The organism is Paenibacillus sp. FSL K6-1217 (assembly GCF_045040735.1).
Taxonomy (GTDB): Bacteria; Bacillota; Bacilli; order Paenibacillales; family Paenibacillaceae; genus Paenibacillus_AQ.
Map to the genome: position 1 here is coordinate 4,250,194 of NZ_CP150271.1, position 24,559 is coordinate 4,274,752.

General features: G+C 52.4%; 26 protein-coding genes. All 26 read right to left on the reverse strand.

Going from position 1 to position 24,559, the window contains the following annotated elements; all coding sequences use genetic code 11:
* Nucleotides 1–111 precede the first annotated feature (111 nt).
* Nucleotides 112–1,944 (reverse strand): glutamine--fructose-6-phosphate transaminase (isomerizing), encoded by a 1,833-nt coding sequence (gene glmS / locus MHH28_RS18590; protein WP_405104512.1) that lies wholly within the window; start codon nt 1,942–1,944, stop codon nt 112–114.
* Between the two features lie 654 nt (nt 1,945–2,598).
* Nucleotides 2,599–3,939 (reverse strand): phosphoglucosamine mutase, encoded by a 1,341-nt coding sequence (gene glmM, locus MHH28_RS18595; protein WP_405104513.1) that lies wholly within the window; start codon nt 3,937–3,939, stop codon nt 2,599–2,601.
* Nucleotides 3,940–4,050: 111 nt separating this feature from the next.
* Nucleotides 4,051–5,502, reverse strand: a complete 1,452-nt coding sequence (locus MHH28_RS18600) for a CdaR family protein (RefSeq protein ID WP_341183787.1) — start codon at nt 5,500–5,502, stop codon at nt 4,051–4,053.
* The gene (gene cdaA / locus MHH28_RS18605) at nt 5,495–6,328 is read right to left on the reverse strand and encodes a diadenylate cyclase CdaA (RefSeq protein ID WP_341183786.1); all 834 of its coding nucleotides are present in this window, start codon (nt 6,326–6,328) and stop codon (nt 5,495–5,497) included. The genes MHH28_RS18600 and cdaA overlap by 8 nt, the downstream gene beginning before the upstream one ends.
* Nucleotides 6,329–6,538: 210 nt before the next feature.
* Complete coding sequence (locus MHH28_RS18610; protein ID WP_405104514.1) at nt 6,539–7,153, reverse strand: anti-sigma factor family protein; 615 nt, start codon at nt 7,151–7,153, stop codon at nt 6,539–6,541.
* Nucleotides 7,154–7,252: 99 nt separating this feature from the next.
* Nucleotides 7,253–7,819, reverse strand: a complete 567-nt coding sequence (sigW, locus tag MHH28_RS18615; protein ID WP_341183785.1) for an RNA polymerase sigma factor SigW — start codon at nt 7,817–7,819, stop codon at nt 7,253–7,255.
* Nucleotides 7,820–8,676: 857 nt separating this feature from the next.
* Nucleotides 8,677–11,469: a phosphoenolpyruvate carboxylase gene (gene ppc, locus MHH28_RS18620; RefSeq protein ID WP_405117168.1), complete on the reverse strand. Its 2,793-nt coding sequence runs from the start codon at nt 11,467–11,469 to the stop codon at nt 8,677–8,679.
* 300 nt (nt 11,470–11,769) lie between these two features.
* On the reverse strand, nt 11,770–12,048 hold the full coding sequence (locus MHH28_RS18625) for a holin (protein WP_405117170.1): 279 nt from the start codon (nt 12,046–12,048) through the stop codon (nt 11,770–11,772).
* A complete protein-coding gene (locus MHH28_RS18630) occupies nt 12,048–12,758 on the reverse strand; it encodes a M15 family metallopeptidase (RefSeq protein ID WP_405104515.1) in 711 nt (236 codons plus the stop codon). The genes MHH28_RS18625 and MHH28_RS18630 overlap by 1 nt, the downstream gene beginning before the upstream one ends.
* Nucleotides 12,730–13,122 (reverse strand): hypothetical protein, encoded by a 393-nt coding sequence (locus MHH28_RS18635; protein ID WP_405104516.1) that lies wholly within the window; start codon nt 13,120–13,122, stop codon nt 12,730–12,732. The genes MHH28_RS18630 and MHH28_RS18635 overlap by 29 nt, the downstream gene beginning before the upstream one ends.
* Nucleotides 13,109–13,330, reverse strand: a complete 222-nt coding sequence (locus MHH28_RS18640; RefSeq protein ID WP_341183781.1) for a hypothetical protein — start codon at nt 13,328–13,330, stop codon at nt 13,109–13,111. Before MHH28_RS18640 ends, MHH28_RS18635 begins: the two co-directional genes overlap by 14 nt.
* Nucleotides 13,308–13,619 carry a hypothetical protein gene (locus MHH28_RS18645; RefSeq protein WP_341183780.1) on the reverse strand — a complete coding sequence of 104 codons (312 nt, stop codon included), beginning with the start codon at nt 13,617–13,619 and terminating at the stop codon, nt 13,308–13,310. The genes MHH28_RS18640 and MHH28_RS18645 overlap by 23 nt, the downstream gene beginning before the upstream one ends.
* A 319-nt stretch (nt 13,620–13,938) precedes the next feature.
* Nucleotides 13,939–14,070: a hypothetical protein gene (locus MHH28_RS18650; protein WP_405104517.1), complete on the reverse strand. Its 132-nt coding sequence runs from the start codon at nt 14,068–14,070 to the stop codon at nt 13,939–13,941.
* Nucleotides 14,071–14,121: 51 nt separating this feature from the next.
* A complete protein-coding gene (locus MHH28_RS18655) occupies nt 14,122–14,595 on the reverse strand; it encodes an XkdW family protein (RefSeq protein ID WP_405104518.1) in 474 nt (157 codons plus the stop codon).
* A gap of 13 nt (nt 14,596–14,608) precedes the next feature.
* On the reverse strand, nt 14,609–16,084 hold the full coding sequence (locus MHH28_RS18660) for a hypothetical protein (protein WP_405104519.1): 1,476 nt from the start codon (nt 16,082–16,084) through the stop codon (nt 14,609–14,611).
* 11 nt (nt 16,085–16,095) lie between these two features.
* Nucleotides 16,096–16,707, reverse strand: coding sequence for a putative phage tail protein (locus tag MHH28_RS18665; protein WP_405104520.1), 612 nt, complete (start codon nt 16,705–16,707; stop codon nt 16,096–16,098).
* A 2-nt stretch (nt 16,708–16,709) separates the two neighbouring features.
* Nucleotides 16,710–17,045, reverse strand: coding sequence for a phage tail protein (locus MHH28_RS18670; RefSeq protein ID WP_405104521.1), 336 nt, complete (start codon nt 17,043–17,045; stop codon nt 16,710–16,712).
* 12 nt (nt 17,046–17,057) lie between these two features.
* On the reverse strand, nt 17,058–18,080 hold the full coding sequence (locus MHH28_RS18675; RefSeq protein WP_405104522.1) for a DUF2793 domain-containing protein: 1,023 nt from the start codon (nt 18,078–18,080) through the stop codon (nt 17,058–17,060).
* 1 nt (nt 18,081) lies between these two features.
* The gene (locus MHH28_RS18680) at nt 18,082–18,495 is read right to left on the reverse strand and encodes a phosphoglucomutase (RefSeq protein ID WP_405104523.1); all 414 of its coding nucleotides are present in this window, start codon (nt 18,493–18,495) and stop codon (nt 18,082–18,084) included.
* A gap of 2 nt (nt 18,496–18,497) precedes the next feature.
* Complete coding sequence (locus tag MHH28_RS18685) at nt 18,498–19,556, reverse strand: baseplate J/gp47 family protein (RefSeq protein ID WP_405104524.1); 1,059 nt, start codon at nt 19,554–19,556, stop codon at nt 18,498–18,500.
* On the reverse strand, nt 19,549–19,947 hold the full coding sequence (locus MHH28_RS18690; protein ID WP_405104525.1) for a DUF2634 domain-containing protein: 399 nt from the start codon (nt 19,945–19,947) through the stop codon (nt 19,549–19,551). Before MHH28_RS18690 ends, MHH28_RS18685 begins: the two co-directional genes overlap by 8 nt.
* A 26-nt stretch (nt 19,948–19,973) precedes the next feature.
* Nucleotides 19,974–20,267, reverse strand: coding sequence for a DUF2577 domain-containing protein (locus MHH28_RS18695; protein WP_405104526.1), 294 nt, complete (start codon nt 20,265–20,267; stop codon nt 19,974–19,976).
* 5 nt (nt 20,268–20,272) lie between these two features.
* Entirely contained in the window at nt 20,273–21,235 is a 963-nt protein-coding gene (locus MHH28_RS18700; RefSeq protein WP_405104527.1) for a hypothetical protein, read from the reverse strand.
* A gap of 12 nt (nt 21,236–21,247) precedes the next feature.
* Nucleotides 21,248–21,994: a LysM peptidoglycan-binding domain-containing protein gene (locus tag MHH28_RS18705; RefSeq protein ID WP_405104528.1), complete on the reverse strand. Its 747-nt coding sequence runs from the start codon at nt 21,992–21,994 to the stop codon at nt 21,248–21,250.
* 1 nt (nt 21,995) lies between these two features.
* A complete protein-coding gene (locus MHH28_RS18710; protein ID WP_405104529.1) occupies nt 21,996–23,828 on the reverse strand; it encodes a hypothetical protein in 1,833 nt (610 codons plus the stop codon).
* A gap of 192 nt (nt 23,829–24,020) precedes the next feature.
* On the reverse strand, nt 24,021–24,443 hold the full coding sequence (locus MHH28_RS18715; RefSeq protein ID WP_036696211.1) for a phage tail assembly chaperone: 423 nt from the start codon (nt 24,441–24,443) through the stop codon (nt 24,021–24,023).
* Nucleotides 24,444–24,559 lie beyond the last annotated feature (116 nt).

A 24,559-nucleotide genomic window follows, 5' to 3' on the forward strand; every position in this document is an offset into this window, starting at 1 on the left:
GCTCAGAACTACAATAAATAGGCGTTCCACACTTTTAACATTGGTTCCAGACTTTTTTACTGGTTCCAAACTTTTTTATCACCAGACACCGATGATACCCAATCCTATCCCCTACTCCACAGTAACACTCTTCGCAAGGTTTCTTGGCTTATCAACATCATGACCCAGAGCCAGCGAAGCGTAGTACGCCAGCAACTGCAGCGTAACTACCGACAGCGCAGCGGTCAGCAGCGGCAACGTCTGCGGGATCACGAATACCTGGTCAACGGAGCGGAGCAGGTCGTCTTTGTGCTCTTCATGGGTGATGGCCATGACATGGGCGCCACGGGCCTTCACTTCTTTGATGTTGCTGACGGTCTTCTCCAGCACAGATTCCAGGGTAGCCAGAGCGATGACAGGAACGCCTTCTTCGATCAATGCCAGGGTGCCATGCTTCAGTTCACCCGCAGCATAGGCTTCGGAGTGAATGTAGGAGATTTCTTTGAGCTTCAACGAGCCTTCCTGAGCTACAGCGTAATCTACGCCGCGGCCGATGAAGAACAGGTGCTTGTGCTCAGCAATTTGCTCAGCGTAAGCTTTGATCGCGTCTTTTTGACCGAGAATCACTTCTACTTGTTCCGGCAGAGACTGCATAGCGGCCAGAATCTTGGTAACCTCAGATTCAGACTGTGTGCCGCGTACTTCAGCCAGATACAGACCCAGCAAAGTGAATGCGATCAATTGGGACGTATACGCTTTGGTCGAGGCTACAGCGATCTCTGGACCCGCCAGCGTAACCAGTACACTGTCTGCTTCCCGGGCAATAGAGCTGCCTACTACGTTGGTGATCGCCAGCACATGGGCTCCGTTCGCTTGGCCTTCACGAAGAGCGGCCAGGGTATCTGCAGTTTCACCAGATTGGCTGACTACGATAACAAGTGTCTCCGAAGTTACGATGGGCGAACGGTAACGGTATTCAGAAGCGATATCATTCTCTACAGGAATGCGTACCAGGGACTCAATCAGATTACGTCCAACCAGACCGGCGTTATAAGCAGTCCCGCAAGCTACCACTTGGATATTGCGGATGTTCTTGATTTGTTCTTCTGTCAGGTTAAGCTCAGGCAGAATAACCTTGTTGCCTTCAGCGTTCATGCGGCCGCGCATCGTATCACGGTAAGCCTTAGGCTGCTCATGGATTTCTTTCAGCATGAAGTGCTCATAACCGCCCTTTTCTGCGGTAACGGCATCCCAATCGACAGTAATCATTTCCCGAGAAATAAAGTTGCCTTCAATCGTCATCAGTTCGACAGCATCCCGTGTCAGTACAGCCATTTCGCCGTCGTTCAGAATATATACGTTGCGGGTGTATTCCAGCAGTGCAGGAATATCGGACCCGATAAAGTTCTCGCCATCGCCAAGACCAATGATCAGCGGGCTGGCTTGACGCACAGCTACCAGCTTATCCGGTTCATATTCAGTCAATACACCCAGGGCAAAAGCTCCGCGCATGTAAGAGATCGCCTGCTGTACAGCCTTAACGATATCTCCCTTGTATTCACGGGCAATCAGGTGGGAGATGACTTCTGTATCTGTCTCCGAGGTGAAGTGGCATCCTCCGGCAATCAGCTCTTCCTTAAGATCAAGGTAATTCTCAACAATCCCGTTATGGACAACCGAGAATTTGTGAGTATTATCCGTGTGCGGATGAGAGTTCTCATCGGACGGCTTGCCGTGTGTTGCCCAGCGGGTGTGGCCGATGCCGGCACTTCCTGTCAGTGGAGTTGCATCCAGACGGGATTCCAGATTCGCCATACGTCCCTGTGCTTTTACAACCTGCAGACCATCCTTCGTGAACACAGCAATACCGGCGGAATCGTACCCGCGATATTCCAGCTTCTTCAAGCCCTCAACCAAGATCCCCTGCGAATTCTGATTACCAATATATCCTACAATACCACACATTATATTTTCCTCCGTCCAATTTATCGTAATTAGGGGCGCATGAGGAAAGAAACGTGCCGTGCGGCATGTTTTGAAGAAAAGCAAATATGATGTTGTCCATTACACTCAACATGATAACCTGTCAATTACATCGTTAGTCACGATTATGCACAGTCTTCTCCTCTGCCGTGGCAGAACCATCTGCGTTCCTGCAAATGCGCATACCCATGATTTGTACATCTTCAATTGGCACCCACAGAAGCGTTGTGTGCAAGGTCGCCCTCGCATTTTCCGCTTCCATTTACGGCTCTGGTGCATCACCGGGAGGTCCCCGCCGAACATTTCGAACACCTCCACCTCGTCAGCTTACATCTGCCGTGATCCGTTCAGACCGTCCTGCACTGTCGGCGCAGCTACCGGTCCTCCCTTCTCTCCCGCGCAAGATCAAGCTCTGGCGCTTGTGTTTCAATAACCTTACGATCCCCGCTTTCCTTCTGGAATGACACTCAGTCTATTATATGCATCTCAACCTGTTTTTGCAACGATGTGCCGAAGAAAACCTTTTTCATCCATTTCAAAATTCACCAGATAGCCATGACCACATTAATAATTCAGCCAGTGAACGAATCGGATCGATCCATCCACCAGCTGCGGGTCGTGCTATTCCATGTGTGATTACACCAGCTCGCGCTGAACCACTTCAACAATCTGCCCTACAAAAAGATCCAGCTCCGCCTTATCCGGCCCTTCGGCCATTACACGGATCAGCGGCTCCGTTCCCGAAGGACGCACCAGGACACGCCCGTTGTCGCCCAGCTTGCCTTCCACTTCCAGAATCGCGGCCTCAATCGCCGGATTGTTCGGATAATTGGTTTTGTCCTGCACACGCACATTGACCAGCACCTGCGGATATTTAGTCATCATGGACTTCAAGGTGCTCAGCTTTTTGCCGGAAGACTTCATGGTATTCACCAACTGGATGGCAGTCAGAATTCCGTCGCCTGTAGTATTATAGTCCAGGAAAATCACATGGCCGGATTGCTCCCCGCCCAGATTATAACCGCCGCGGCGCATCTCTTCCATCACATAACGGTCGCCGACCGCAGTCTTCGCGGTATTCAGCGACAGCTTCTCTGTGGCCTTGTAGAACCCGATATTGCTCATTACCGTTGATACAATAGTGCCGTCCTTCAGCTTTCCTGCACGGTTCATCGCATCCCCGCAAATGCAAAGAATGAAGTCGCCGTCTACCTCGTCGCCGTTCTCATCGATAGCGATCAGGCGGTCGGCATCCCCGTCAAAAGCAAGTCCCAGATCCGCACCATGGCGCAGCACCTCTGCACGAAGAGTCTCCGGATGTGTGGAGCCGAAGCCGTCATTGATATTAAGCCCGTCCGGCTCTGCCCCAATGGCAATCACTTCCGCACCCAGTTCCTTGAACAGACGCGGTGCCAGCTCATAGGCTGAACCGTGTGCACAGTCGAGTACTACCTTCATCCCCTTGAAGGTCTGGTCGATGGTTGTCTTCAGATACTCCAGATAGAGATATTTCGCTTGATCATCTGTCCGCAGTGTGCCCAGACCAGCTCCCACCGGACGCGGCAGCTCATCCTGCTCGGCATCCATCAGCTCCTCAATGCGCAGCTCTGTTTCGTCTGTCAGCTTGAAGCCGTCTCCGCCGAAGAACTTAATTCCGTTATCTTCCACCGGATTATGTGAAGCAGAGATCATCACTCCGGCATCCGCCTGGAGCAATCTTGTGATATAAGCAACAGCCGGGGTAGAGACTACACCCAGACGGATTACATCCGCCCCAATGGACAACAATCCGGCAATCAGTGCCGATTCCAGCATCGGACCGGAAATCCGTGTATCCATCCCGATGACCACCTTAGGCTTTTCCACATTTCCTGCCAGCACATATCCCCCGCAGCGTCCAATACTGTAGGCCATTTCTGCTGTTAATTCACGGTTAGCCACCCCGCGTACGCCATCTGTTCCGAAATACTTACCCATCTTATTTTCTCCTTTGTGAATACGCTGCTTCAGCTTAATAAATTATAGTATGAATGATTCAATAATTCGTGTATGTCAGGTGCTCATATAGACTCGTACATGACCGGAAAATTACGTTCCGCCCGTACTGTTGGCATTATTCCCGCTTGCGGGCGGCGTCGGTTCAGCCTCCGGCGGAATATGTGTCGGCGTCGGGGTCTCCTCTATAATCTCGACTGTAGGCTCAGGGGTAGGCTCTACGAGCGTCTCATTCCCGGATGCAGGCTCAGCACTGGGCTCCGGGGTAGGCGACGAGGCAGGCGTGCTCTCAGGCGCAGCAGTAGCTGCCGGAGCAGCAGGCGCTACCAGCTCCACCTTCGCAACAAGCTGCGAGGCGGGATTCTGCAGGGTAATGAACCGGGGGAGCGACACCTGCAGCGTGACATCATGAATGCCAGCCGCAAGCCCCCCGACATCTGCAACCACGCTGATACTATCCTGGGCCAGCTGATCCAGCAGCGTTGGCGCACCTGATATGGTCAGATCTATAGAGGTGCTTCCAGGGTCCAGCATACGGGCGGTCAGCCCGCTGCTGACGCCCTCCAGCTTAATCGGTACAGCGGAGAGGGTCCGCTGGGTAATCTCCGCCGCAGAGACCGCTACGTTCATGGCCGCAGGCTCAATCTTGCCGGTGCCCTCCGGCGGCTTAAGCTCCAGCTTCATCTGCTCGGTTCCTGCATTCTTGATCGTGCTCAAATCCAGTACGGCCTCATAGGAGGATAGGGTCTTCAAGGTCTCGGCACTGCCGAATACCGTGACCATATCCTGTTCAGGTGTCACCCTTGACAGCACCAGCGAACCGGGCAGACTGCCGGTGAAGCTGATGTCGAGCGGCAAGGTTTTGGAGGGGAGGGTAACAGGCACTTCCACTGCTGCTGTAGAGGGTTCAATGACCGCATCCTCCAGCTCTTTCCCCTTACTGTCCAGAGCATAGAGCTTCACCCGCTTCTCGCTAAAAGTCTCATCCTGCCCCTCCAGCTCCACCTTCCCCTGTACCTTCGCTACCCGCCCAAGATCACTTGCCGGCAGGGTAACCTCTACAGATACCGGGTCAATTACAGGCTCCCCTACTTCATAGCCTGCTGCCGGCTCTCCCGTAATATTCAGCGAGACGGGAAAAGACTTGGTCGTCCGCGGCTCTATATGCACATTCACCTGATTCGGGACCATAGCTTCCAGGGTGACACCACTCGGAGTCGAATACATCAGCGGAAGCGTGTTATCGCCGGGCTTCACATCCTTCAGATCCAGCCATACCCGATAAGCATCGGAGAACTTATAGGTCAGATCTGACTTTTTGCCCATTACCTCCATCCTGACGCTATCCACATCCTTGGTCAGTACATACTTCTCACTGTCGAAGCCTTCAATCTCCACTTTAACATTCTCAATCGTCTTCGATTCGTTATTAACCGTAGTCTGGTAGGTTGGCGCTGTATCTACATGCACAATGGTCCACAGAATAATGGCGAGTGCAAGGGCAAGGATCTTGTTGAAGTTGTTGTTCTTCATCCATTTATCCATTGTCTTTATTCCCCCTCCGTTTCCAGAAAGCGGAACTCTTCTCCATCAGGGGCGAGCTGGTTGCACTCAGCTCTTGGTGCAGCTTCGAGATCAGGGACTCTTCCTTAATATCCCGGACAATTTGTCCATTAATTGCCAGTGAGATCTGCCCTGTCTCCTCGGAGACGACCACAGATACCGAGTCTGCCACCTCGCTGATGCCGATTGCGGCACGGTGCCGGGTTCCCAGCTCTTTGCTGATGAACGGATTCTCTGAGAGCGGCAGATAACAGGCGGCCGCCGCGATCTGGCTTCCCTGCATAATCAGCGCACCGTCATGCAGCGGCGTATTGGGTATGAAAATATTAATCAGCAACTCCGAGCTGACTTGTGAGCGCATGGCGATCCCGGATTCCGTATATTCATTGAGCCCCGTCGCCCGTTCGAATACGATCAAGGCCCCTATTTTGCGGACAGCCAAATAATTCAGGGCTTTAATCACTTCACCGATTAATTTGCTAATCTCTTCATCGCTCTCCGCATTCCGCCCGAAGAACTTGCCCCGGCCCAGCTGTTCCAGCCCCCGCCGCAGCTCCGGCTGAAAAATAATAAAGACCGCAAATACCCCAAACGTAAACATCTGGTTCATCAGCCATTTCAGCGTGAACAAGTCGAGAAGCGTACTGCCGCCCCAGATCACGACCAGCACCAGAATCCCTTTGAGCAGCTGAACCGCCCGCGTCCCGCGCACCATATTGAGCACTTTATAGATAATGTAGCTGACAATTAGAATATCGATTATATCTTTAATGGATTCTTTCCATGTAAGGTCGGTAAAGTAGCTCATGACCGAAAACCCCCGTCATTTCAAATTAGCTGGGTTTATGTAAATTGTCTGTTAAGTTTGAATCTTATTCTAGGTTATAACGTTCCGCCTCCGGTTGCAAGTTTCGCGGCTGATAAATTGATGAACCTGTACTTTCAGGCAACAAAAAAGCGCCATCTTTCCGGAAAAAGAGGCGCAAATGAGTTATCTGCTACAAGCGACCAACATTAGCTATCGGTAGGCAACTTCAGAGAACATGTTCGTCACTTTATACCAGATCCAGCTTACGGCTTGGTCTATACTTTTGACTTGCCCGGAGATATGGGCGGTTGAAGCCTGATACAGCGAGCCGTCGATTACCGTTACGTTCCCGTTGACTTCCCCGTATACTTGAGTTTTACCGTTCTCCACCGTCAGATCACCGGAGATAATTTTGCCGGAGGGTACAATTACCGTATTCCCCTGGATCACAACCTGGTCGAGGTCTGCACCTCTCACTACAAGCTGCCGATCCTGATTCCAAAAGGTTACGGAGCTCATCAGCATCACCAGAATGAACAAAGACGCCGCCGTCAGGGCCGGATGTCTCTTGATCCAGGTGATAAAGGCTCTTTCCTTCTTGGGTTTCGGCAATGAATCCATAATCCGGCCAACCAAATCCTCCGAGGCCACAGGGGTCTGGTGCATCAGGGAAAACATCAGCATATCGGTCTGTTCCAGTTCTTTGAACCTCGCACGGCACTCCGTACAGGATAAAAGATGCTCCTTCAATTCCCTCTGCTGCAGGTCGGGCAAGTCGTCATCCAGGTAGTCGTGCATCATAGAGACGGCCAGTTTGCATTCCATAGGAGCCAATCCTTTCATACATGCTTATTTAGTGCATAAGACTTGCTTAACTTACATACGTCCCTGCCCTGCAGGAGTTTCATAAAAAATAATCTATTTTTACAATTTGGGTCCTAACTTCTTGCGCAAAAACTCACGCCCCCGGTGCACCCGGGTCTTGATCGTCGTTACGGGCATATCCAGCACATCGCCGATCTCCTGAAGCGACAAATCCTGCAGATACCGCAGAATCATGACCGACCTGTATTTCACGGGCAGGCTGTCGATGGCTTCATAGATGAGTCTCTGTGTCTCCGAGAGGAGCAGTTCCGTCTCCGGGGTCACATTATCGCTCGGAATCATGGAATACCCGTCAATACCCTCCTGGTCGTTCATCTCGGCATCCAGGGAATAGGTCGGGCGCCGCTTGCGCAGCCGGTCAATGCAGAGGTTCGTGCCAATCCGGTAGATCCATGTTGAGAACTTCTGCTTATCATCATACCTGTCCAAATTTCTGTAGACACGCAAAAAAGTCTCCTGAACAATATCCTCCGCCTCATGGCGGTTATTCAGCATACGGTAAGCCAAATGATAAATTTTGTCTTTATATAAATCCACAAGCTCAGCAAATGCCCTTTGGTCACCCTTCAGGGCGAGCTTTGTCAGTCTGCCTTCCAGATTCTCCACCTGTTAACTCCCCCAGACTTGCCGCCCTTGGACTGTCAGCTCTTCGAAGACCACGGTACAAGCAATTAAATCGTAAATCATGTGTCTTCAAAAATCAAGGTTTGTATTGTTACCTTCTATATAATGTGCTGGAAAAGGTTGCTGCCAGGTTGCGCTGAAGGAACCCCATGGCCCTCTGGCGGCTGATTAGTCGGGGGCTGCGCAGAACATTTGGACTTCCGGTCGCTGTTATTGGCAGATTTCCTGATTGGAACCGCAGGCTGCGGTCGAAATCTGCCAATAAAGGCGAACGCTATCGCTCCTACAGTTCCAAATTTCCGCTTCGCCCCCTCCATCAGCCTGGTTCCCCCACTGCTTTTCTTGTTGCCCAAGTATATCTCAGGCAACAATGGGGTGGGGCATGGGCTCGGCTGGGTCTTTGACTCCCGGCCTCCCTTCCTTCACAACAAACCCTCCGGACAGATGAAGCCTGCCGGTGCCTTATGCCCCTCTTGAAGCAGCACCCCACTTGTCTGCCCCACCTACATGAATCCTCATTCTATTTCTATTCGGTTTTCCGCATACAATTGGCCCGTGCGCCTTCGTAACCGCCAATTTCCTATAAAAAAATGCCCACCCCGGTTAGGAGGTGGGCGGAGACTTCTGAAGCGGCTTAGGGCCAGCTTCAAAGATTCAAGACCGAAAGATCAAAGCCTAAGATCGGAAAATCCAAACCTTAAAGCGGCTTCGCCGACTTTTAGACCCAAACCTTAAAGCGGCTTCGCCGACTTTTAGATCCAAACCCTAAAGCGGCTTCGCCGACTTTGAAGAACAAGATCGGTAGAGCAAAGTGCAGCTACGGTGAGCAACGCAAAGCATCAGCCGGTATTCCGAAGACCGGCGGCAATACCATTGATCGTGAGCAGCACTTCACGCAGCAGCTCGGCGTCATCCCCCTCAGCGTCACGCAGGGCGCGAAGCTCGGCGAGGAGCTGAACCTGCAGGTAGCTGAGCGGATCAACATACGGATTACGCAAGCGGATTGATTCCTGAATGACTGGAACATTATCCAGAATGTCCTGCTGACCGGTAATCTTAAGAATCAGCTCGGAAGTCAGCTTGAACTCGGCCTCAATCTGGCCGAAGATACGCGCACGCGCCTCCTCGTTCTTGCCCATCCCGGCATATTCCTTGGCGATGACAAGATCCGCCTTCGCAATAGCCATCTGCAGGGTATCGATCAGGGTCGTGAAGAATGAGAAGTTGGCATACATATGCTGCATGATCTTCATATTCTCTTCCTTGCCCTCATAGAAGCTCTGCAGACCCGTTCCGGCGGCGTACCATGCTGGAAGCAGATAACGGCTCTGCGTCCAGGCGAATACCCAAGGAATCGCACGCAGGTCCTCGAAGCGCTCGCTGTTCTTCCGCTTCGAAGGGCGTGAGCCGATATTCAGCTCCCCTACTTCCGGCAGCGGGGTTGACTCTTTGAAGTACGTAAGGAAATCCGGATCACGGAAAATCAGATCTTGATATTTGTTCAGGGACACCTCAGAGATGCGGGCAATAATCTCATCCCACTTGGCTTCATACAGATCCGTCTGCGGCGTTCTGGCATGAATAGCCGCTGTAATGAGCGCTGATGTTGCCTGCTCCAGACTGCGGTATGCAATACCTTTCATTGAATACCGGGAGGAGATCACCTCTCCCTGCTCGGTAATCTTGATCCCGCCGCCGATGGTGGAAGCCGGCTGGGCCAGAATGCTCCGGTTGAGCGGCATACCGCCGCGTCCGAGGGCACCGCCGCGTCCATGGAAGAACTTCAGCTTAATGCCGAAATCATCGGCAGTCGCTGTGATCTCCTTCAAGGCAACACGCAGCTCCCAGTTCGCTGTAACTACACCGCCGTCTTTATTACTATCGGAATACCCCAGCATGATCTCCTGGAGATCGTTCATCGCTCTGACTGCATCGCGGTAGATCGGCATGTTAAGCAGCGTACGCATAATCTGCGGCGCATCATGAAGGTCGTCAATCGTCTCGAACAGCGGCACTGCCTGCAGAGTACAGACTACCGTACCGTCATTGTCTTTACGGAACAAGCCGACTTCCTTGGAGAAGACCATTACCTCCAGAATATCACTTGCCGCTTCCGCCATACTAATCAGATAGCTTGTAATACACTGCTTGCCGTATTCCTCCTGTGCCTCATAGACCGCACGGTATACCGCCAGGCACTCCTCTGTCCCTTCACTGTAATTCTGGTAAGGGGAGGTCAGCGGACGCGGATCATTCAGCAGCTTCTCCAGCAGCACAATCTTCTCTTGCTCGGACAGCTTGGAGTAGTCCGGTGTAACATTCATCTTGGCCAGAATCTCGGTCATTGCATTCTCATGCTCCTGGCTGTGCTGGCGGACATCCAGCGTAGCGGTGTGGAAGCCGAACAGCTCCACCTGACGAATCAGCTTCTTAATGTAGGTATCCGCTACATAATCGGCATAGTGATGCCGCAGGCTGCGGTCAATCACGTTCAGATCTGCTATGAATTGCTCTGGGGACGAGTAGCGTTCCGGCGTTCCTTTTTTCTCATCGTCCAGCACATTCTGTGTCTTCGAGATCATATAGCTGAGTTTAATCCGGTAAGGCTCGTTATCATTACGCCAGGCATCGACCCGGTTGAGATTGATAATGTTCCGGTCCGCTTCAATGGATTCCACCAGCTCCGGCGTCACCTTCACAATGCTTGTACTAAAGCTGAGGTACTGCATCAGCTCGCGCATAATCCGCTGGTATTCACGAATAGCCAGCTTGCGCTGCAGACGTAGGGTCTGCAAGGTAACTGCTGCCTTCACCGACGGGTTGCCGTCGCGGTCTCCACCAATCCATGAACCGAAACGCAGATAGGTCGGCACATGCCAGTTCTGCCCCGGATAATATTTGCTCAGACAGCGTTCAAGCTCCTGATAGACATCCGGCAGCACTTCAAAAATCGTCTCATGGAAATAATACATCCCGTTACGCACTTCATCCAGCACCGTAGGCTTGCGGTCACGCAGTTCATCCGTCTGCCATAAGGTAATGACCTCATTCAGCAGCTTCTCACGGAGTTGTTCGCGTTCGCGGAAGGTCAGCGTCGGATTATCCAGCCCCATGACGTCATCGGAGATCCGTTTGTGGATATCGAGAATCGCACGGCGCATAGCTTCCGTAGGGTGAGCGGTCATCACCAGCTCCAGCGACATGCCCTTCATGATCTCATGAACCTCTTCATGCGAGAAATCCCGCTCGCGAAGCTCTTGAATAGCGCTCTCAATCGACCCCGGCTGTACCGTCTCCCCGGCAGAACGTTCGTAATCGCGTTTGCGGCGAATCCGGTGGTTCTGTTCGGCGATGTTCACCAGCTGAAAATAAATAGCGAAGGCACGGATCACCTGATGGCGATTCTCCGGGTCCAGCGAGCTGATCAGCTCTTTAAATTCATTGTGCAGTTCAGGCAAAAACAGTGAGCGCAGCGATTTGCTGGTCTCCCGGATCTTCTCCACGATATCCAGCAGTTCGTTGCCGCCTTGGTGTACCAAGACTTCGCCCAGTATGTTCCCCAGGAACCGTACGTCTCGCCGCAGCAGATTGTTGGAGTTGCTTTTGCTAACGGCAGTCGTAAGTTCGGTCATGCTGCTCCCCCCATCCTCTTCCGGATCAATGCTCTTAACATTGTCTATTTGAAAAGCTTTCCTCATATCATACAATAAAACCGCCCGGAAATCTTCAACTTTATTGCGCGGTAAAGCAGTGCAGTAATTTCGATTATACACTAACCCGGCTGTTTATGCAGTCAAAAATAATTATGTAATTCTTCCTATTAGATTATCTGTTATATATTTGTTTTATGTAGCGGTTATGTAAATTTATATAACGCCAGATGCTAAAAAACCGGCTCCAAGGAGCCGGTCATTTGTGTAACAGGTTACCTTTTATTTCATTGTATGATCGGAGCGGTTGTTGAATGCCAGTTCAAATAATCCGGTAGCCGATAATCCGGCCAATCCGCCTGCCCATAGACGCAAGGTCAACTCCAACTCTGTAAAAGGATACGCCGCCGCTCCGATCAGCAGCCCGATGCCAAGTCCAATAAACGGAATGCTGTTACGCGGCAGTGTGGTGTTATTTTTGATCAGCTGCACCAGGGCAAAAATAAATACGGCCAGGATAGAGGCAAAAGCCAACACATTATCCAGTAGTTCGCGGTTCATCATGAGATACCTCCCTTCTGCGGGATAGTGGTAATCTCGACCGTATTGACGGCCGGGTGGTAAGCAATCTGAGCGCCGAGCGCTTCCGCAATCTTACGTGCAGGAACATAGGTGACCCCGCCATCCAGCCATCCGTCCGCAATCTTCTTGCCATTGACCTGTACTGCAACTTTCATCTGAGTCTTCACTGCTTGTTCCTCCTTGGGCTTCATCTGTTCAACCACCGCCTCCACGGCCGCAGCCGCAGGCTTCTTCCCCGTCCGCAGCTCCGCCAGGCTTAATCCGAAGCGCATCTGCAAATGCGGGTAATCCTTGAAGCTCGTCCAGTCGCCGCCCCATTCGAACCCGATGGCCTTAGCGTGCTGCACCACCTCCATCCAATCCCGAGTGCCATTCTGGTTGCCGTCCCTGCTCATATCCCAAGAGACGCTGGAACCATTCGGAAGCAGCAGCGCAAAATCCACCGCCATTCCATAGTTGTGATAACTGTACCCGCCGCGCGCATTCGTCACGACCGCACCCGGCTTGGTTCGCCCCTGGGCATAGAGCGCATCCTGTTCTGCCATCGTCCGCAGGCCTTGCGTAATTAGGATGGGAATACCAGAGGCATAACTGCGTTCAATCAGTGCGTTCGCGGCGGCAAGGACGGCGGGATGAAGCCCGGACAGCCGGGCAGCGGATTTATTCAGAACCTGCGCCAGCGTCAGCATGCGAATCCCCTCCGTTCCTGATTTCAGAGAGGACCACGAACAGATCCCGGCGTCTGGTGTACATGAGCAAGGTCAGGATCACCAGCCCTAGGGTGGTTCCTGTCTGGGCAATGGCCCAGGCATCCGATTGCAGCGAGCTTCGTACAGCGTCCGGGACAGGCGCGGAGCTGAATCTGATCCAGAAGGCCACCGCCATTTTAACCGTATACGCCCCGAGGAAAAAGAACGCCGCCAGCATAAACAGACTGACTACGCGTACCCGGAATCTCCGGCGGAAATACAAAAAAAGCGCAGCCATCAGCAGCAGCGCACAGATAAAGGATATGGAATAGGCCAATAACAACACAATATCAATGCTGCTCATCTTCTGCCCCCCGATCATAGATTAGGAACTCGGCGAACCCGTTGTTCCTGATTTCTTCCTGAATGTCTTTGGATACATTCTTGTACCTGCGGATAGAGAGCGATACTCTATGTCCTGCCAGTGCAAGCTTCCGCTCTCTGTCCCGGTGCAGGGGCGATAGCCGCCTGATCCATTCACTCAGCACGTTATCCCCCCCTGTCTTCTTCATTCGTACTCCCCGTATGGCCGCCTGCGGAATGGTCTATTTTCAATCGCTGCAATACTTCCAGCGTGGGTGCCATGAAGTCTGACCGCTCTTTGTCGAGGATATTCTGCAGCCGGTCCCGGTCTTCCTCAGCACGCTCCAGCAGTTCACGCGGCACCAGATTCCCCTTCACAATTGACCGCAAAAGCACAAGCATAATCATGAGCAGAATCAGAGCGATGATATAAGCCAGTCCATACTTATCTGCAAGCGGCAGCAGCTTCTCCAGATTCGCAACATCATTGCTGTCCATTGCTTCACTCCCTTCTGTGTGGTTATTAAAATAATTATTAAAGTAGTTATATAAGACGCACTTAAGATTTAAACTTGAAGCTTCATCGTCACTGCGGTGAACATTTGGACTTCCGGCCGCTGTTGTCCGCAGATTTCTTGATTTTATACCGTTTCTAACGGTTGAAATCCGCAGACAAAGGCGGTCGCTATCGCTCCTACAGTTCCAAATTTCCCCTCCGCTTCTTTTGCTTTTTGTTTATTTCTTCAGTGCTTCTCATATAGCCCCCGGACGGGTCCGAGGGCAAAATAAAAACGCCTTGGTCGGCGCCTGCGGTTACCTATTCTTCAGTTGCCAGAAACTCCAGACCGTTATCTTCCAGAATTTCTTTGACGGCCAGCTTCAGCGTGGAGGGTACTTCACTATACTTCGTTTTCCCCAGAGTGACGCGTTGTGCGAAAAATAATGCCATTCTATCCTCACCACCTCTCCATATGAGTATGAGCTTATAAAAAACGAAATATTATGAATAGACCTGTATTGCCATTTCGGCAATGATGTCCTCAATAAAATCGGCACGCTCCGACAACGCGCTATTCTGCGCCTTCAGCAGCAGATTCTCATGCTGCAACTGCTCCATCTCCGTCAGCACCGGCGGCTTGTTCGCCTCAGCTTCCTGGTACGCTTCCCAAGCTGTCCGCAACTCAGCCTCTGTCGGCTGCGTCGCATCCAGCTTCCAGACCGCAATATACGGTCCGCGCTCCACCAGATCATAATCCTCGCCTTCGGTCAGCAGATTATAGTCGATACCGTAACGGTAATGGACGCCTTCTACGGGTTGTTCGCCGATTTCTGGCGGCTTGATCTCGTAGCGGACTCGGCCTTTGGCTTCGGCTCCCGGCCGAAGGACGGGTTCTGGTCCGTTGTCCTGGACGCTGAAGTCGTTCATGGGATTGGCGTTTGGGTGTAGGTGCTTGATTGCTTGTGACAAATTCATTTATTCATCTCCTTTATGCAACTCGAATTAATGATACATGTGTGTATGGATCATGAGGAGAAATAGAAATATTTTGAGTAGGGTTTACGAATATTTCTACATACTCTCCCGCACTAAGGCGCAGAAGCGAAGATCCGCCCAATGATAACCCTAATTGACTCGCATCACTCGTCTGTTCTATTAAAAGTCCATTTAGGTTCCCATTTACGAAAGCTCCAATAGCGGCCCGCCCTGCTCCTGAATTAGATACCGCTATACGGACATTCAATAAATATACTCCCGTTTCAGGAGAAACAAATCGACTGTTTACTGTGTCCGCAACATTTTTAATACTGTAAAGAGACTGCTTTAATGTAACCTTGCCCCATACTCCAGCACTTAATAATTGGTCAGAAAGCGGCTTCATCTCAGCCATAGGCCTATTTAATGTCGTATTATCTCCCCATGGGTTGAGCACTCCACCTGTTGTAAGTGTCCCACCTGCTATACCTTCCATTTGATTTCCAGTCAAGGAGCAGTTGAACTTTGTCACGAAGGAACCATCATTCGATCCAATTCCAACGGCATTCCCGGTTCCAGTAACACCGATCAAATCAATAGTCGATGCAGCACTGACATTGACCCCGAGAATTCGATTACTGAAAACACCACCGTTGATTATGCCAACAGAAAAATAAGCCATTACACCACTAAATGATCCTGTCGATGCCACAACTCTAAGATTATTCAGTCGGAACCCAGTGCATCTATTAACTATGAAAGCATCCTTACTCACAGTTGTAGCGGTGAGACTCTCTATAGTTACCTGCCCAAAATTGGAGTGTAACTCCATACTACTAATGGTAACAGTGGCCGGATTGGCTGGGTCTCCTGTTATGGTTAGACCTCCATTGGATCCAAAGTTAAATCCCCTAATAACAATGTTCTCTGAATAGTTACCGGAGGCGATATTAATTGCAGCTACATGACTGATAGTTTGGGGAAGCATATTCACAGCCTTCTGAATCGTCCGAAAAGCCCCACCCGCCGTATTCGCAAGCCCCGTATTCCCATCATTCCCATCCGTCCGGACGTAATAGGTAACATCCGCCGTAGTCTGCTGAGGTGTAGTCACCAGATTCGCCTTGCCATTCCAGGCCGTCTTCTCCGCATCGGTTACGAAGCGGTTGGACGAGTCCTGTACGATGATGGAAGGCGAGTGCGTGGACGGATGCACATAATTATTCGCCCCCTGCACCACGCTATCCAGCTTCGACTTATCCGCTGCGGCCATTAGCCCCGCAGCAGTCGTGGTTGCAACCGCCGTAGATGCCTTACCATTCCATGCCGTCCGCTCAGCCGCCGTAATATGCTTCACTGTATCGGCGGCGTGATCCTGCACAGCCTTGACGGCGGTGTCCAGAATATCCATATTGCCGTTCAGATCGGTGATATCTACAATGTCTGTACCATCGGGCTTTTTCAGCCCCAGATTACCCGTTGTCTTCATCGCTCACACTCCTATTCATATACTCTTAGTTCGTTCCAGGTCTTGCTGTGTGCACCGTTCCAGGTAAGGGACTTCAAGGAGTCCCACCAGGTGTAGCTGTACACGAAGCTATAGTCGAGATGGGCCGGCTTAATCTCTTCCATGATCTGAATCAGACCCGCCATGTTAGCTGGAATACCCAGCGTGCCGACGAAACGCACCTCGAAGCTGTAGGCTCCGGGCACCTCCACGACCTCCACATCCCCGCCGGAAAAAGCAGACGCCGTCCGCCGGATCATCTCCGGTGTCGTCGTGCCGCTGCCCCGCAGCTTGGCCTTGATCATCTCCCGCCGGGTAGCGTAGGACTTGTTCGGATCTGAGGCCAGTCCCAGCATCCGCTCCCAGCGGGACAGCCCCCAGGTGGCCGACTCCAGCGTCTTCTGCCCATCGCTGTCAGCCATGGCATAAGCCAATTCACCGCAGGCTATACCTGCGCTGGCCTGCACAGTCTCCATCTCAGGCACTCCCTGATAATAATCGGGCAGGTACTTCATCAGATCAGGAGCGGTAATCTCCGGCCCTTCCCCTGTCACACCATCTGCCGAATACGCCACAAGGCCATATATACTGTCTCCATAAGCCATAGCTACACCCCCTTCAGCTGGTTCCAGGTCAGCGGACCTTTGGGCAGATAATCATGGGTATGCGCAGCAGCCGGAAAGACAGAAGGCTTGCCGTCTACACCTGACCAGGGAACTGTATCCGCAGCCTGTGCATAATCGACCTTGCCGTTGTTATTGGTATCGTAGATGCTTTTCAGCATATCGCCTGTGCTTTGCCCTGCCGCCAGCAGCATATTGCTGCCGCCGCTGCCGATGAACAGCTTGCCGCTATCCGTGCAGTAGCCCAGCTCGCCTGCGGCCAGTGTGCCCAGCGCACTTTCCAGGCCGCGGCGGATTTGAATCAATGTCTTCAGTGCCATGCTCACCGCCCCCTAGAATGTTCCGCCATCGATACTGCCCACCGTCAGCCGGTTGCCGTTGCCCGCGTCATACACAATACTGCTGCCATCCACATTTGCCGCAACACCGGATGCATCTACGGTAATCCCCTTGCCTGCGGTTACAGCAATCGCATCTGCGCTTACCGTAACTCCATAGCCCGCTCCGATATTCAGCGTTACCGCATCCGCCTGTCCGCCGCCGGTAAGGCCGCTGCCAGCCGTAATGGTCTGCAGTGCCCCACCGGTACGCACCCAGGCGCTTCCGTTCCAGCTGTAGATTTTCTGCTCATCATCCACGTAGGCGGTCCAGCCAACAGCCGGAACATAATAAGACCAGCTACCTGCGGCATACTCCGCAATCTGATTGGTTTTACCCGCCCAGACTCCAGTCGCTCCAGCCGGGATAATATACCGGTCTGCCTCCACGGGACTGCCCGGCGGAGCAGTCAGGTTCTGATCCTTTACCGAAGCCTGAGGCTCGATATTATGCTTGGCCAGCTCGATTTCGTTTTTGATTTTTTGTGCGGACCACAGATCTGTCATCGCTGAGCCGCCATCGTTAATCACCCTGTGCTTCGCGGCATCGTTGATATGTGTTGCAATCTCTGCTGCCGTCTTCGTATTCGTGCCGTCCGACACTTTATTGGGATGCCCTGCTGTAAGATCTGCCCTCAGCACCTTGGCATATGTGGAACCGTCTGCAACATCGTCCACCGTTCCGGCCAGATCGGTTAATCTCTGCGCATTCACCCGGCGCCAGGCGGCCCCGTCATCGAAATACAGATACCCGTTGTTACTCCCGCTGCTCACAACATACAGACGCCCCACCGAGGCCGCCGCAGGTCGCGAAGCTTCGGGACCGGACAAGGCCCGGCCCACCATGGAATTAGAAGTACCGTCTCCGATATAGATCTCCTTCGTGTCTGTACAGAAGCCCATCTCTCCTGCTCTAAGCGCGCCGTAAGTGATCAGCTCCGCCCGCGTACCGCGTTTGACTTGAATGGTTTGTGCCATTTCACACCTCTCTTCTAAAAGATCCGCCGTCAATCCGTCCGGCCTGTTTGTAACGTTCCAGCTCACGCTGCGTGGCAGTCAGTCCCGTCTGTAACTGATTCACATCATCCGCTTCCACGGTGTCCCCAGGTGTCTCGTAAGTCACATACACCTCAGGAACATCGGCATAGATGCTGATAAGCCGCTGCCAAGGGGCCTCATCCGGGAAAGAGACCGAGTAATTCCGCACCTCTGTCCCGCTGAAGCGTGAGCCTGTGTACACGGCCAGTGTCTGATTGTTGATATTGTCATGAGCCAGCAGACCACTGAATACACCATTTGTAAGCAGAAGCTTCTCCTCTACAACATGACTGCCGCCGTTTGCCTTTTTGTTCAGCTTATCCTGAAAGACATCGATCTGCTCCGGATATCCCATGCCTACACCTCCAGTACGACATTGCCGAACAGCGGCACTTCCGTCTCCAGCAGCGGGATATTTGCCGTTCCGCCGTTCAGCTTAAGTCCGCTATAATCCACAACACCCTCGGTATCCAGCAGCAGCGCTCCAATGACGGATTGACTGATATAGGTAGCGGTAAAAGCTTTCTCCTTGCGGTACTTCTCCAGAAGCGCCGTAAACGCCTGAATGACCGGCTGCAGCGCATAACCCGCTGCCAGCGTGACCTTGGCGGTGACGCTGATCGTCTTGCCTGCGGCCGATTCCACCGTCACTACGGCACCCACCGGTGCTTGGCCCTCGCCAAGACCCGGCGCAGGATCAATGTACTGTTGCACCTGGGAGACCAGCAGCGTAGAAGCAGGCTGATGCCCCGCGTTCACAATGACCACTTTGACCGTCTTCGGCCCGGCCCACAGCGGGAAGACCCGCGCTCCCCCTACGCCCTGAATCTGCTCTGCCCACTCCATGTAATGATATTTATTGCCGCTCGTTGCTGGCCGGCGCGCCGAATCGAAGTACCGCTGCCGCAGCGCTTCATCCGTCTCCGCATCCGTACCGGGAACAAGCAGGGCCGTAATCTCCCCCCGGGCCAGCCCCGGGATATAATCGATAGGCAGCAGCGCCCCTGAATACTGATTCCCCTCAGTCCCGGCAGTCTCACTTTCGAGACGAACCATCCCAGGAGCCAGCTTCTCCGCCGCACTATAATGAAGCAGTCCCAGGGAGAAGCGGCTGCCCAGCGGAATGTCCAGCGGCTGCTCGCCGCTGGTATAGAACCTCGCACCCAGCTGCGCTTTGCCTGCGGGATGACGCTTCAGTCCCGTCCAGGCAATGGTCCGTTCCAGATATTCGCCGCCTGCCGTATCCGGGAAGAACAGATTGTTGCTGACCTCAAGCTCCAGATACATCTGGGCCATTTCGGCCGCTGCCGGAGCCAGCGCATCATAGATAATACTTCCCTCACGCTTGTCCAGCCCCTCTGGAACCCGGTCCAGCATCCGTTCAAGCAGGGCCTCATACGTCTGATCCTCATACACTCTCGATCCCCTCCTTTCTCAGTTCCAAATCACCATATACCGTGACAGCGATGCAGCTGAAGCTAACATTATCCCCGTCAAAAAAAATCTCCACATCCTCAAGCGCCAGAATCCGCTCATCCTGGAGCAGCGCATCGCTGATCAGCCGGCGAAGCTCCGGCCGGGCCAGCAGCCTGTCCTGACCCAGCACCAGCTTCCACTCTGTTCCATAGTCCGTACTATAGATCAGGTGCTCATAACGGCTGGTCTGGAGCACCTTGACCGCCGCCTGCTTCACCGCCTCCAGCCCGTCTACCCGTCCGCCGATCCGCCCGCGCTCCCAGTCCATCCGGTAGGTTAGACTTGGAGCATTCCCGGGATCGGTCACATTCCCTTCAAGAGCTCCCGTCACCGGACCGGATCTTCCTATCGCCGGAATCATAGATCCACCAGCCGATCGAGGACAATATAGCTCTGTCCGCCTTGCATCCGCACGAGCAGCACGCGGTCACCCGCTTCAAGTCCACGGCGCAGCAGGATCTCCCGGCCCTCGATCATAGCCTTGCTCTCCATCACGGATTCAACTACAACCAGTGCGGCTCCAGTCAGCAAGAGCCGCTGCTCCACCTGAATCTGCAGCGGCTGTGCCAGAACCACCGTCCCATAAGAAAAAGCCACCGGATTCGTATTCGATACTGCCCCGAGGCTTGCCTGTTTAATAATATCGAGCATGTTGTCTACACCACCTTAATGTCCAGGGACATCGTATGCTCCCCTCCAGATATTTTATGGCTGCATTGGTCCACCAGGAACAATTGTGTCTGGAATTCATCCAGCAGCACATAGATGAAGCTGCCCGCCCTCACCCGCATATCGCCAATGGCTTGTACAGAGAGGCTGATCTTCTCGCGGTTATGCTGCTTCAGCAGATTGTCTGCTTTCTCCTGGATCTGCGCGGCATTCGCCTTATCATCCGCCTTCTGGTAGAGATGCAGGATGCCCCAGCGTTTTACATTCTCCTTATCCGTAACCGGATAGAACTCGCGCTTCCCTGTCTTTTCGTTATCCTGGTACAGCAGGATCGTATTATACGTATTATCGTCAATGCTTCTTTTCAGCGAATAATCATACAGGTAATGGCCTGCCCCCAGGATCACATTCAGCAGCATGGACTGCGGACTGCGCAGCGTCAGCTTGCCGAAATCATCATAGAAGGCCATCAGCTGGCCCTTATACTGCAGCTCACTCCCGACAGCACCCATAATAATATCCAGCAGCTTCTTGCCGTCCTCGATCAGGGAGGGAATTTTATATAGAGACGGTTCCAGTAGTCCAACCCGCAAGCCGCGGTCTTTGGCAATAGTGCTGATAACCTCACTGGCTGTAACGTCCTGAAGCACATAACTGCCGTTGCCCAGCAGATAGCGGATCTGGTCATACGCCGTCAGCTTGATCTCCTGATTCGCACCCGTGTCGATGCTGAAGACGAAGCCGTAAAATACATCGACCCCGTCCCGCCGGAACTGTACAATATCCCCGTTACTGATAGCGAACTTCTTATGCTGGTATATCCCGCTGTCCACCAGGGTAAGCTCCAGCGTCGCTGGCTTGCCGGTCCGGGTTGTTTTCCACGAGATATCCGTAACGATCCCGGCAATATTCCAGATGGCGCCTTCCTTATTGATTAGAATTAATTCCATCGCCACGGCCTCCTAAGACAGCTTGATCACTCTGCCAACTTTGAGCTTCTTCAGTTCGCTGTCCGAGATATTATTCAGCTTTTGCAGCGTTTTGTATTTACTGCCGTCACCGAGCAGCTTTTGGGCAACCGACCAGAGCGTATCCCCGGCTTTGAGTGTATAGGTAGCAGGCGCTGCCTTCTCACTTGCCCGTTTCTGCTGCTTCTTCACTTCACCGGTGCTGCCCACCTTCACCGCTAACGCCTGATAGAACACATACTTTTTGAGTCCAAGTGTATAATCGATGTCCCCCGAGGACCCCGCACTAAGCTTCCAGGAGAAGTTCTCAATGCTAACCGCCATATTAATGCCAATATCCCCGGTAAAAGTCTGCTGCGCCTGCGCCCTGGCCTGCTTCAGCCAATCTGGGGTCTGCGTATTCTGCACGTTCGCCGGTTTCAGTCCTGAGAAAACAAACCGGACCGGCCTGCGGCTGAGCATCCATTTGCGGATCAGCTCTACATACTCATAGGGCTTCAGCAGCTTGCCGGCATTCTCGCCGGAATACACCACGAACGGATAATACTGTGCCGGGAACATACTCTCAATCGTAATCTCCGTCAGCTTCGGATAAGCAATCGCATTGATTTCGCCAAAATCCACAATCGTATAGCTTTTGCCATCGCTGTTCTCCTTGATCTCCAGCGTCTCAGGGTTCACCGGAAGCCGGATCACCTCTTCATAATTATTGAAGCTAAGATAGAATCCATACTCCTCCATGTTACGTGTACACCCCCTGCGCCGTAGAGACGAACTCCTCTTTCAGCTTTTGCCCGATCTTCGTAATGATAGAGTCAATATCGCCGGAATTATTAATATTTCCGGTTGTTACCTGCACCGTCGGCGTCAGCTCGACAAAATTCTGAATCGACTGAATCTCCGCCAGATCCCGCAGCATATCCAGATCATCACTGGAGATATCGACCTTTTCATTGATCTTGCCTACCTCGCCTACCTTGTTGACGTTGTTCATGTTTGTGGCAGCGGCCTGGGCAGGATTTGAAGAAGGAGCATCCTTGGGCTTGACCGGCTCCAGCTTGGTATCAAATTTATTAAGGAGATTTTTTGTTTTCCCAGCATATTCCTCCACACTCTTGGAGGTATCTACGAATTCCTTCTTCGGAGTATTGTATACATCCTTAGTCGATTTAGGTTCTACCAGCGTCCCTTGAACATTCTTGATCATATCACTGAAGACATGCGGGTTCTCCGGGTCAAGGAAGTTAGGCTTGAAATCAGCCAAGAATTCAAAGCCTGGAACTTTGCTTAACCACCCTGCCAGCGTTTGAACTCCTTTAAGCACGAAGTTTATACCCTCAGCTATGGCTTTGACGAACCCGCCTGCAAAGCTTTCAACACCTAATGCCATTTGATACATGAAGCCCAGGAAGTTCGTAGCCAGGTCATAAAACAGCTTCTGGACCGCATACGTCGGATCAATAAACAAGTTACGGAAGAAGTCTGCAAAGGAGACGAAGTTATTGTACAGACCGATTACAAAATTCTCTATAGTTGCCCTCAGCCAGCCAAATGCTCCCCCGATAAAAGCCACTACCTGGTCTACGGATACCCCCGCTTGCTGCAAAATATAAATAAGCAGCGCTACAGCAGCAACAATTAAAAGGATCGGCCACATGCCTACAAGCCACGCAGCAGCAAGACTATACAACTGCACAATCATCGCCGCTATGAAGACAATGGCAATGGCTGCAAGGATCGGACCTACTACATCCCAGTTCTCCTGAAATGCTGTGAACATATACATGATACCGTCCACCACTTCGCTAATCACCGTAGCAATGACCAAGAAGCCGTTCGCGATCAGATTTAGAGCCGTAGTCATTCCTTCAGACTGAAACGCATTGTTCAAGGTATCCAGAATCGGACGCAACGCAACAATCGCTTTTTGACCCATCAATTCAACTGCGTTGTCCATGTTGCCTTGCAGCTTGCCCCACTTTTCCTTATCTTTGTCAGAGGCATTGGCTACTACTGCCTTCGTGCCCAGTTCTTTCACCTTATCGAATACGCTCCCAAGGTCCAGTGCGCCTAATGAATCCTTTGCTTTGGAGAGGAATCCGGGCTCCGCTGCTTTTTTCTCCTTCTCAGCCTTTTCTTTTTCCTTCTCTTCTGCCTTTTCCTTTTTCTTGTCCAATAGATACCCAACTGCTTTTTCACCCACGTATGTGATTAACTCGAACCCGCTAACGTCCAGCGCCTTCATTATTTTTTGGACTTTACCCATGAACCCGTTTTTGGCATCACGGACCTCGCCGTCATCTGGACCGTTATCATCCGCCCCTCCAGCAGAGCGGCGGGATCGTGAAGAGGCCCCTTCCTCTGACAAGCGTCTGGCTGCATCCTGAGACTGCATGAATCCTTCCATGAAAGACTTGTTCTTCTCTTCATACACCCGCTCCAGGATCTGCTGCAGACCACTAAGCGAGTGGCTGGCCCGGTTAAAATTCTGGTTCAGCCTGTCCCACTGTGAGTTTACATTTTGCCAGACGGTTAGTGCAGTTACGGGAACCAGCGCTGTACTTGTAATTTCCATTCTTTCACCCCCTTCATCTCTTCTTCCCCTTGCTCCGCGCGCGCTCCCGCTTCTCCTTGTCCACGCGTACGGAGATCATGGCATAGATCGCCGCGCGTTCGCGGACGGAGAGCTTCATCAGCTCATGCGGCAGAATGTGCAGCTCATGGAGGGCGTAATAGGCCAGATTGGCCTCACCATCGCCCTCGTTGATTAGTTTTTTACGTCATCTACCAGCTCATTCATATCGGTGGCGAAGCCGTTCAGAGCCTGCACCCGCTCCCCAAGCGCCGCGAATTCTCCGGGCAGCAGCATTTTGCGCAGCAGCGATTCCGCGCCCATCACCCCGTAGGAACGCTGAAGCTCGGTGTTCTTGAGGTCCGGGTGCACGATGCTTGCCGTCATCAGCTTCGCCATATATTCATTGGGATCAATGTCCGTCGTGTAAGTGCCATTCTTTCCTTTGACCTTGCGGGTAGCCGCTTTGCGGCATTCCTGATTCTCTTCCTCATTCATACTGCGCAGCTTCCAGACCGCAGGGTTACCTTCCTTGTCCTTGAACCGCAGCGAGACCGCGAATTCCTCCGTTGTATCACAAGCCGCATTTTGCGCAAAAAACAAACTTAATTCACTCATATTGTTCCTCCCGGATTCTTATTGTGTTAAGGCAGCGAAGAGGCCCACCGCAGAATACCGCCGCCCAGCGCGGCTTTAACTGTAATGATCATCCAGGTACTTTGCGGGGGACCCCA

Coding starts and splice junctions, on each gene's coding strand:
- MHH28_RS18610 (WP_405104514.1), bottom strand. CDS start 7,153: ATGGAATGCAAACTGGCCGTCTCTATGATGCACGACTACCTGGATGAC.
- MHH28_RS18660 (WP_405104519.1), bottom strand. CDS start 16,084: ATGAAGACAACGGGTAATCTGGGGCTGAAAAAGCCCGATGGTACAGAC.
- MHH28_RS18675 (WP_405104522.1), bottom strand. CDS start 18,080: ATGGCACAAACCATTCAAGTCAAACGCGGTACGCGGGCGGAGCTGATC.
- glmM (WP_405104513.1), bottom strand. CDS start 3,939: ATGGGTAAGTATTTCGGAACAGATGGCGTACGCGGGGTGGCTAACCGT.
- MHH28_RS18655 (WP_405104518.1), bottom strand. CDS start 14,595: ATGAATTTGTCACAAGCAATCAAGCACCTACACCCAAACGCCAATCCC.
- MHH28_RS18625 (WP_405117170.1), bottom strand. CDS start 12,048: ATGAACCGCGAACTACTGGATAATGTGTTGGCTTTTGCCTCTATCCTG.
- MHH28_RS18665 (WP_405104520.1), bottom strand. CDS start 16,707: ATGGCTTATGGAGACAGTATATATGGCCTTGTGGCGTATTCGGCAGAT.
- MHH28_RS18705 (WP_405104528.1), bottom strand. CDS start 21,994: ATGGAGGAGTATGGATTCTATCTTAGCTTCAATAATTATGAAGAGGTG.
- MHH28_RS18600 (WP_341183787.1), bottom strand. CDS start 5,502: ATGGATAAATGGATGAAGAACAACAACTTCAACAAGATCCTTGCCCTT.
- MHH28_RS18715 (WP_036696211.1), bottom strand. CDS start 24,443: ATGAGTGAATTAAGTTTGTTTTTTGCGCAAAATGCGGCTTGTGATACA.
- MHH28_RS18700 (WP_405104527.1), bottom strand. CDS start 21,235: ATGGAATTAATTCTAATCAATAAGGAAGGCGCCATCTGGAATATTGCC.
- MHH28_RS18710 (WP_405104529.1), bottom strand. CDS start 23,828: ATGGAAATTACAAGTACAGCGCTGGTTCCCGTAACTGCACTAACCGTC.
- glmS (WP_405104512.1), bottom strand. CDS start 1,944: ATGTGTGGTATTGTAGGATATATTGGTAATCAGAATTCGCAGGGGATC.
- MHH28_RS18670 (WP_405104521.1), bottom strand. CDS start 17,045: ATGGCACTGAAGACATTGATTCAAATCCGCCGCGGCCTGGAAAGTGCG.
- MHH28_RS18695 (WP_405104526.1), bottom strand. CDS start 20,267: ATGCTCGATATTATTAAACAGGCAAGCCTCGGGGCAGTATCGAATACG.
- MHH28_RS18640 (WP_341183781.1), bottom strand. CDS start 13,330: ATGAAGAAGACAGGGGGGGATAACGTGCTGAGTGAATGGATCAGGCGG.
- cdaA (WP_341183786.1), bottom strand. CDS start 6,328: ATGAGCTACTTTACCGACCTTACATGGAAAGAATCCATTAAAGATATA.
- MHH28_RS18645 (WP_341183780.1), bottom strand. CDS start 13,619: ATGGACAGCAATGATGTTGCGAATCTGGAGAAGCTGCTGCCGCTTGCA.
- MHH28_RS18630 (WP_405104515.1), bottom strand. CDS start 12,758: ATGCTGACGCTGGCGCAGGTTCTGAATAAATCCGCTGCCCGGCTGTCC.
- ppc (WP_405117168.1), bottom strand. CDS start 11,469: ATGACCGAACTTACGACTGCCGTTAGCAAAAGCAACTCCAACAATCTG.
- MHH28_RS18650 (WP_405104517.1), bottom strand. CDS start 14,070: ATGGCATTATTTTTCGCACAACGCGTCACTCTGGGGAAAACGAAGTAT.
- MHH28_RS18635 (WP_405104516.1), bottom strand. CDS start 13,122: ATGAGCAGCATTGATATTGTGTTGTTATTGGCCTATTCCATATCCTTT.
- MHH28_RS18680 (WP_405104523.1), bottom strand. CDS start 18,495: ATGGGATATCCGGAGCAGATCGATGTCTTTCAGGATAAGCTGAACAAA.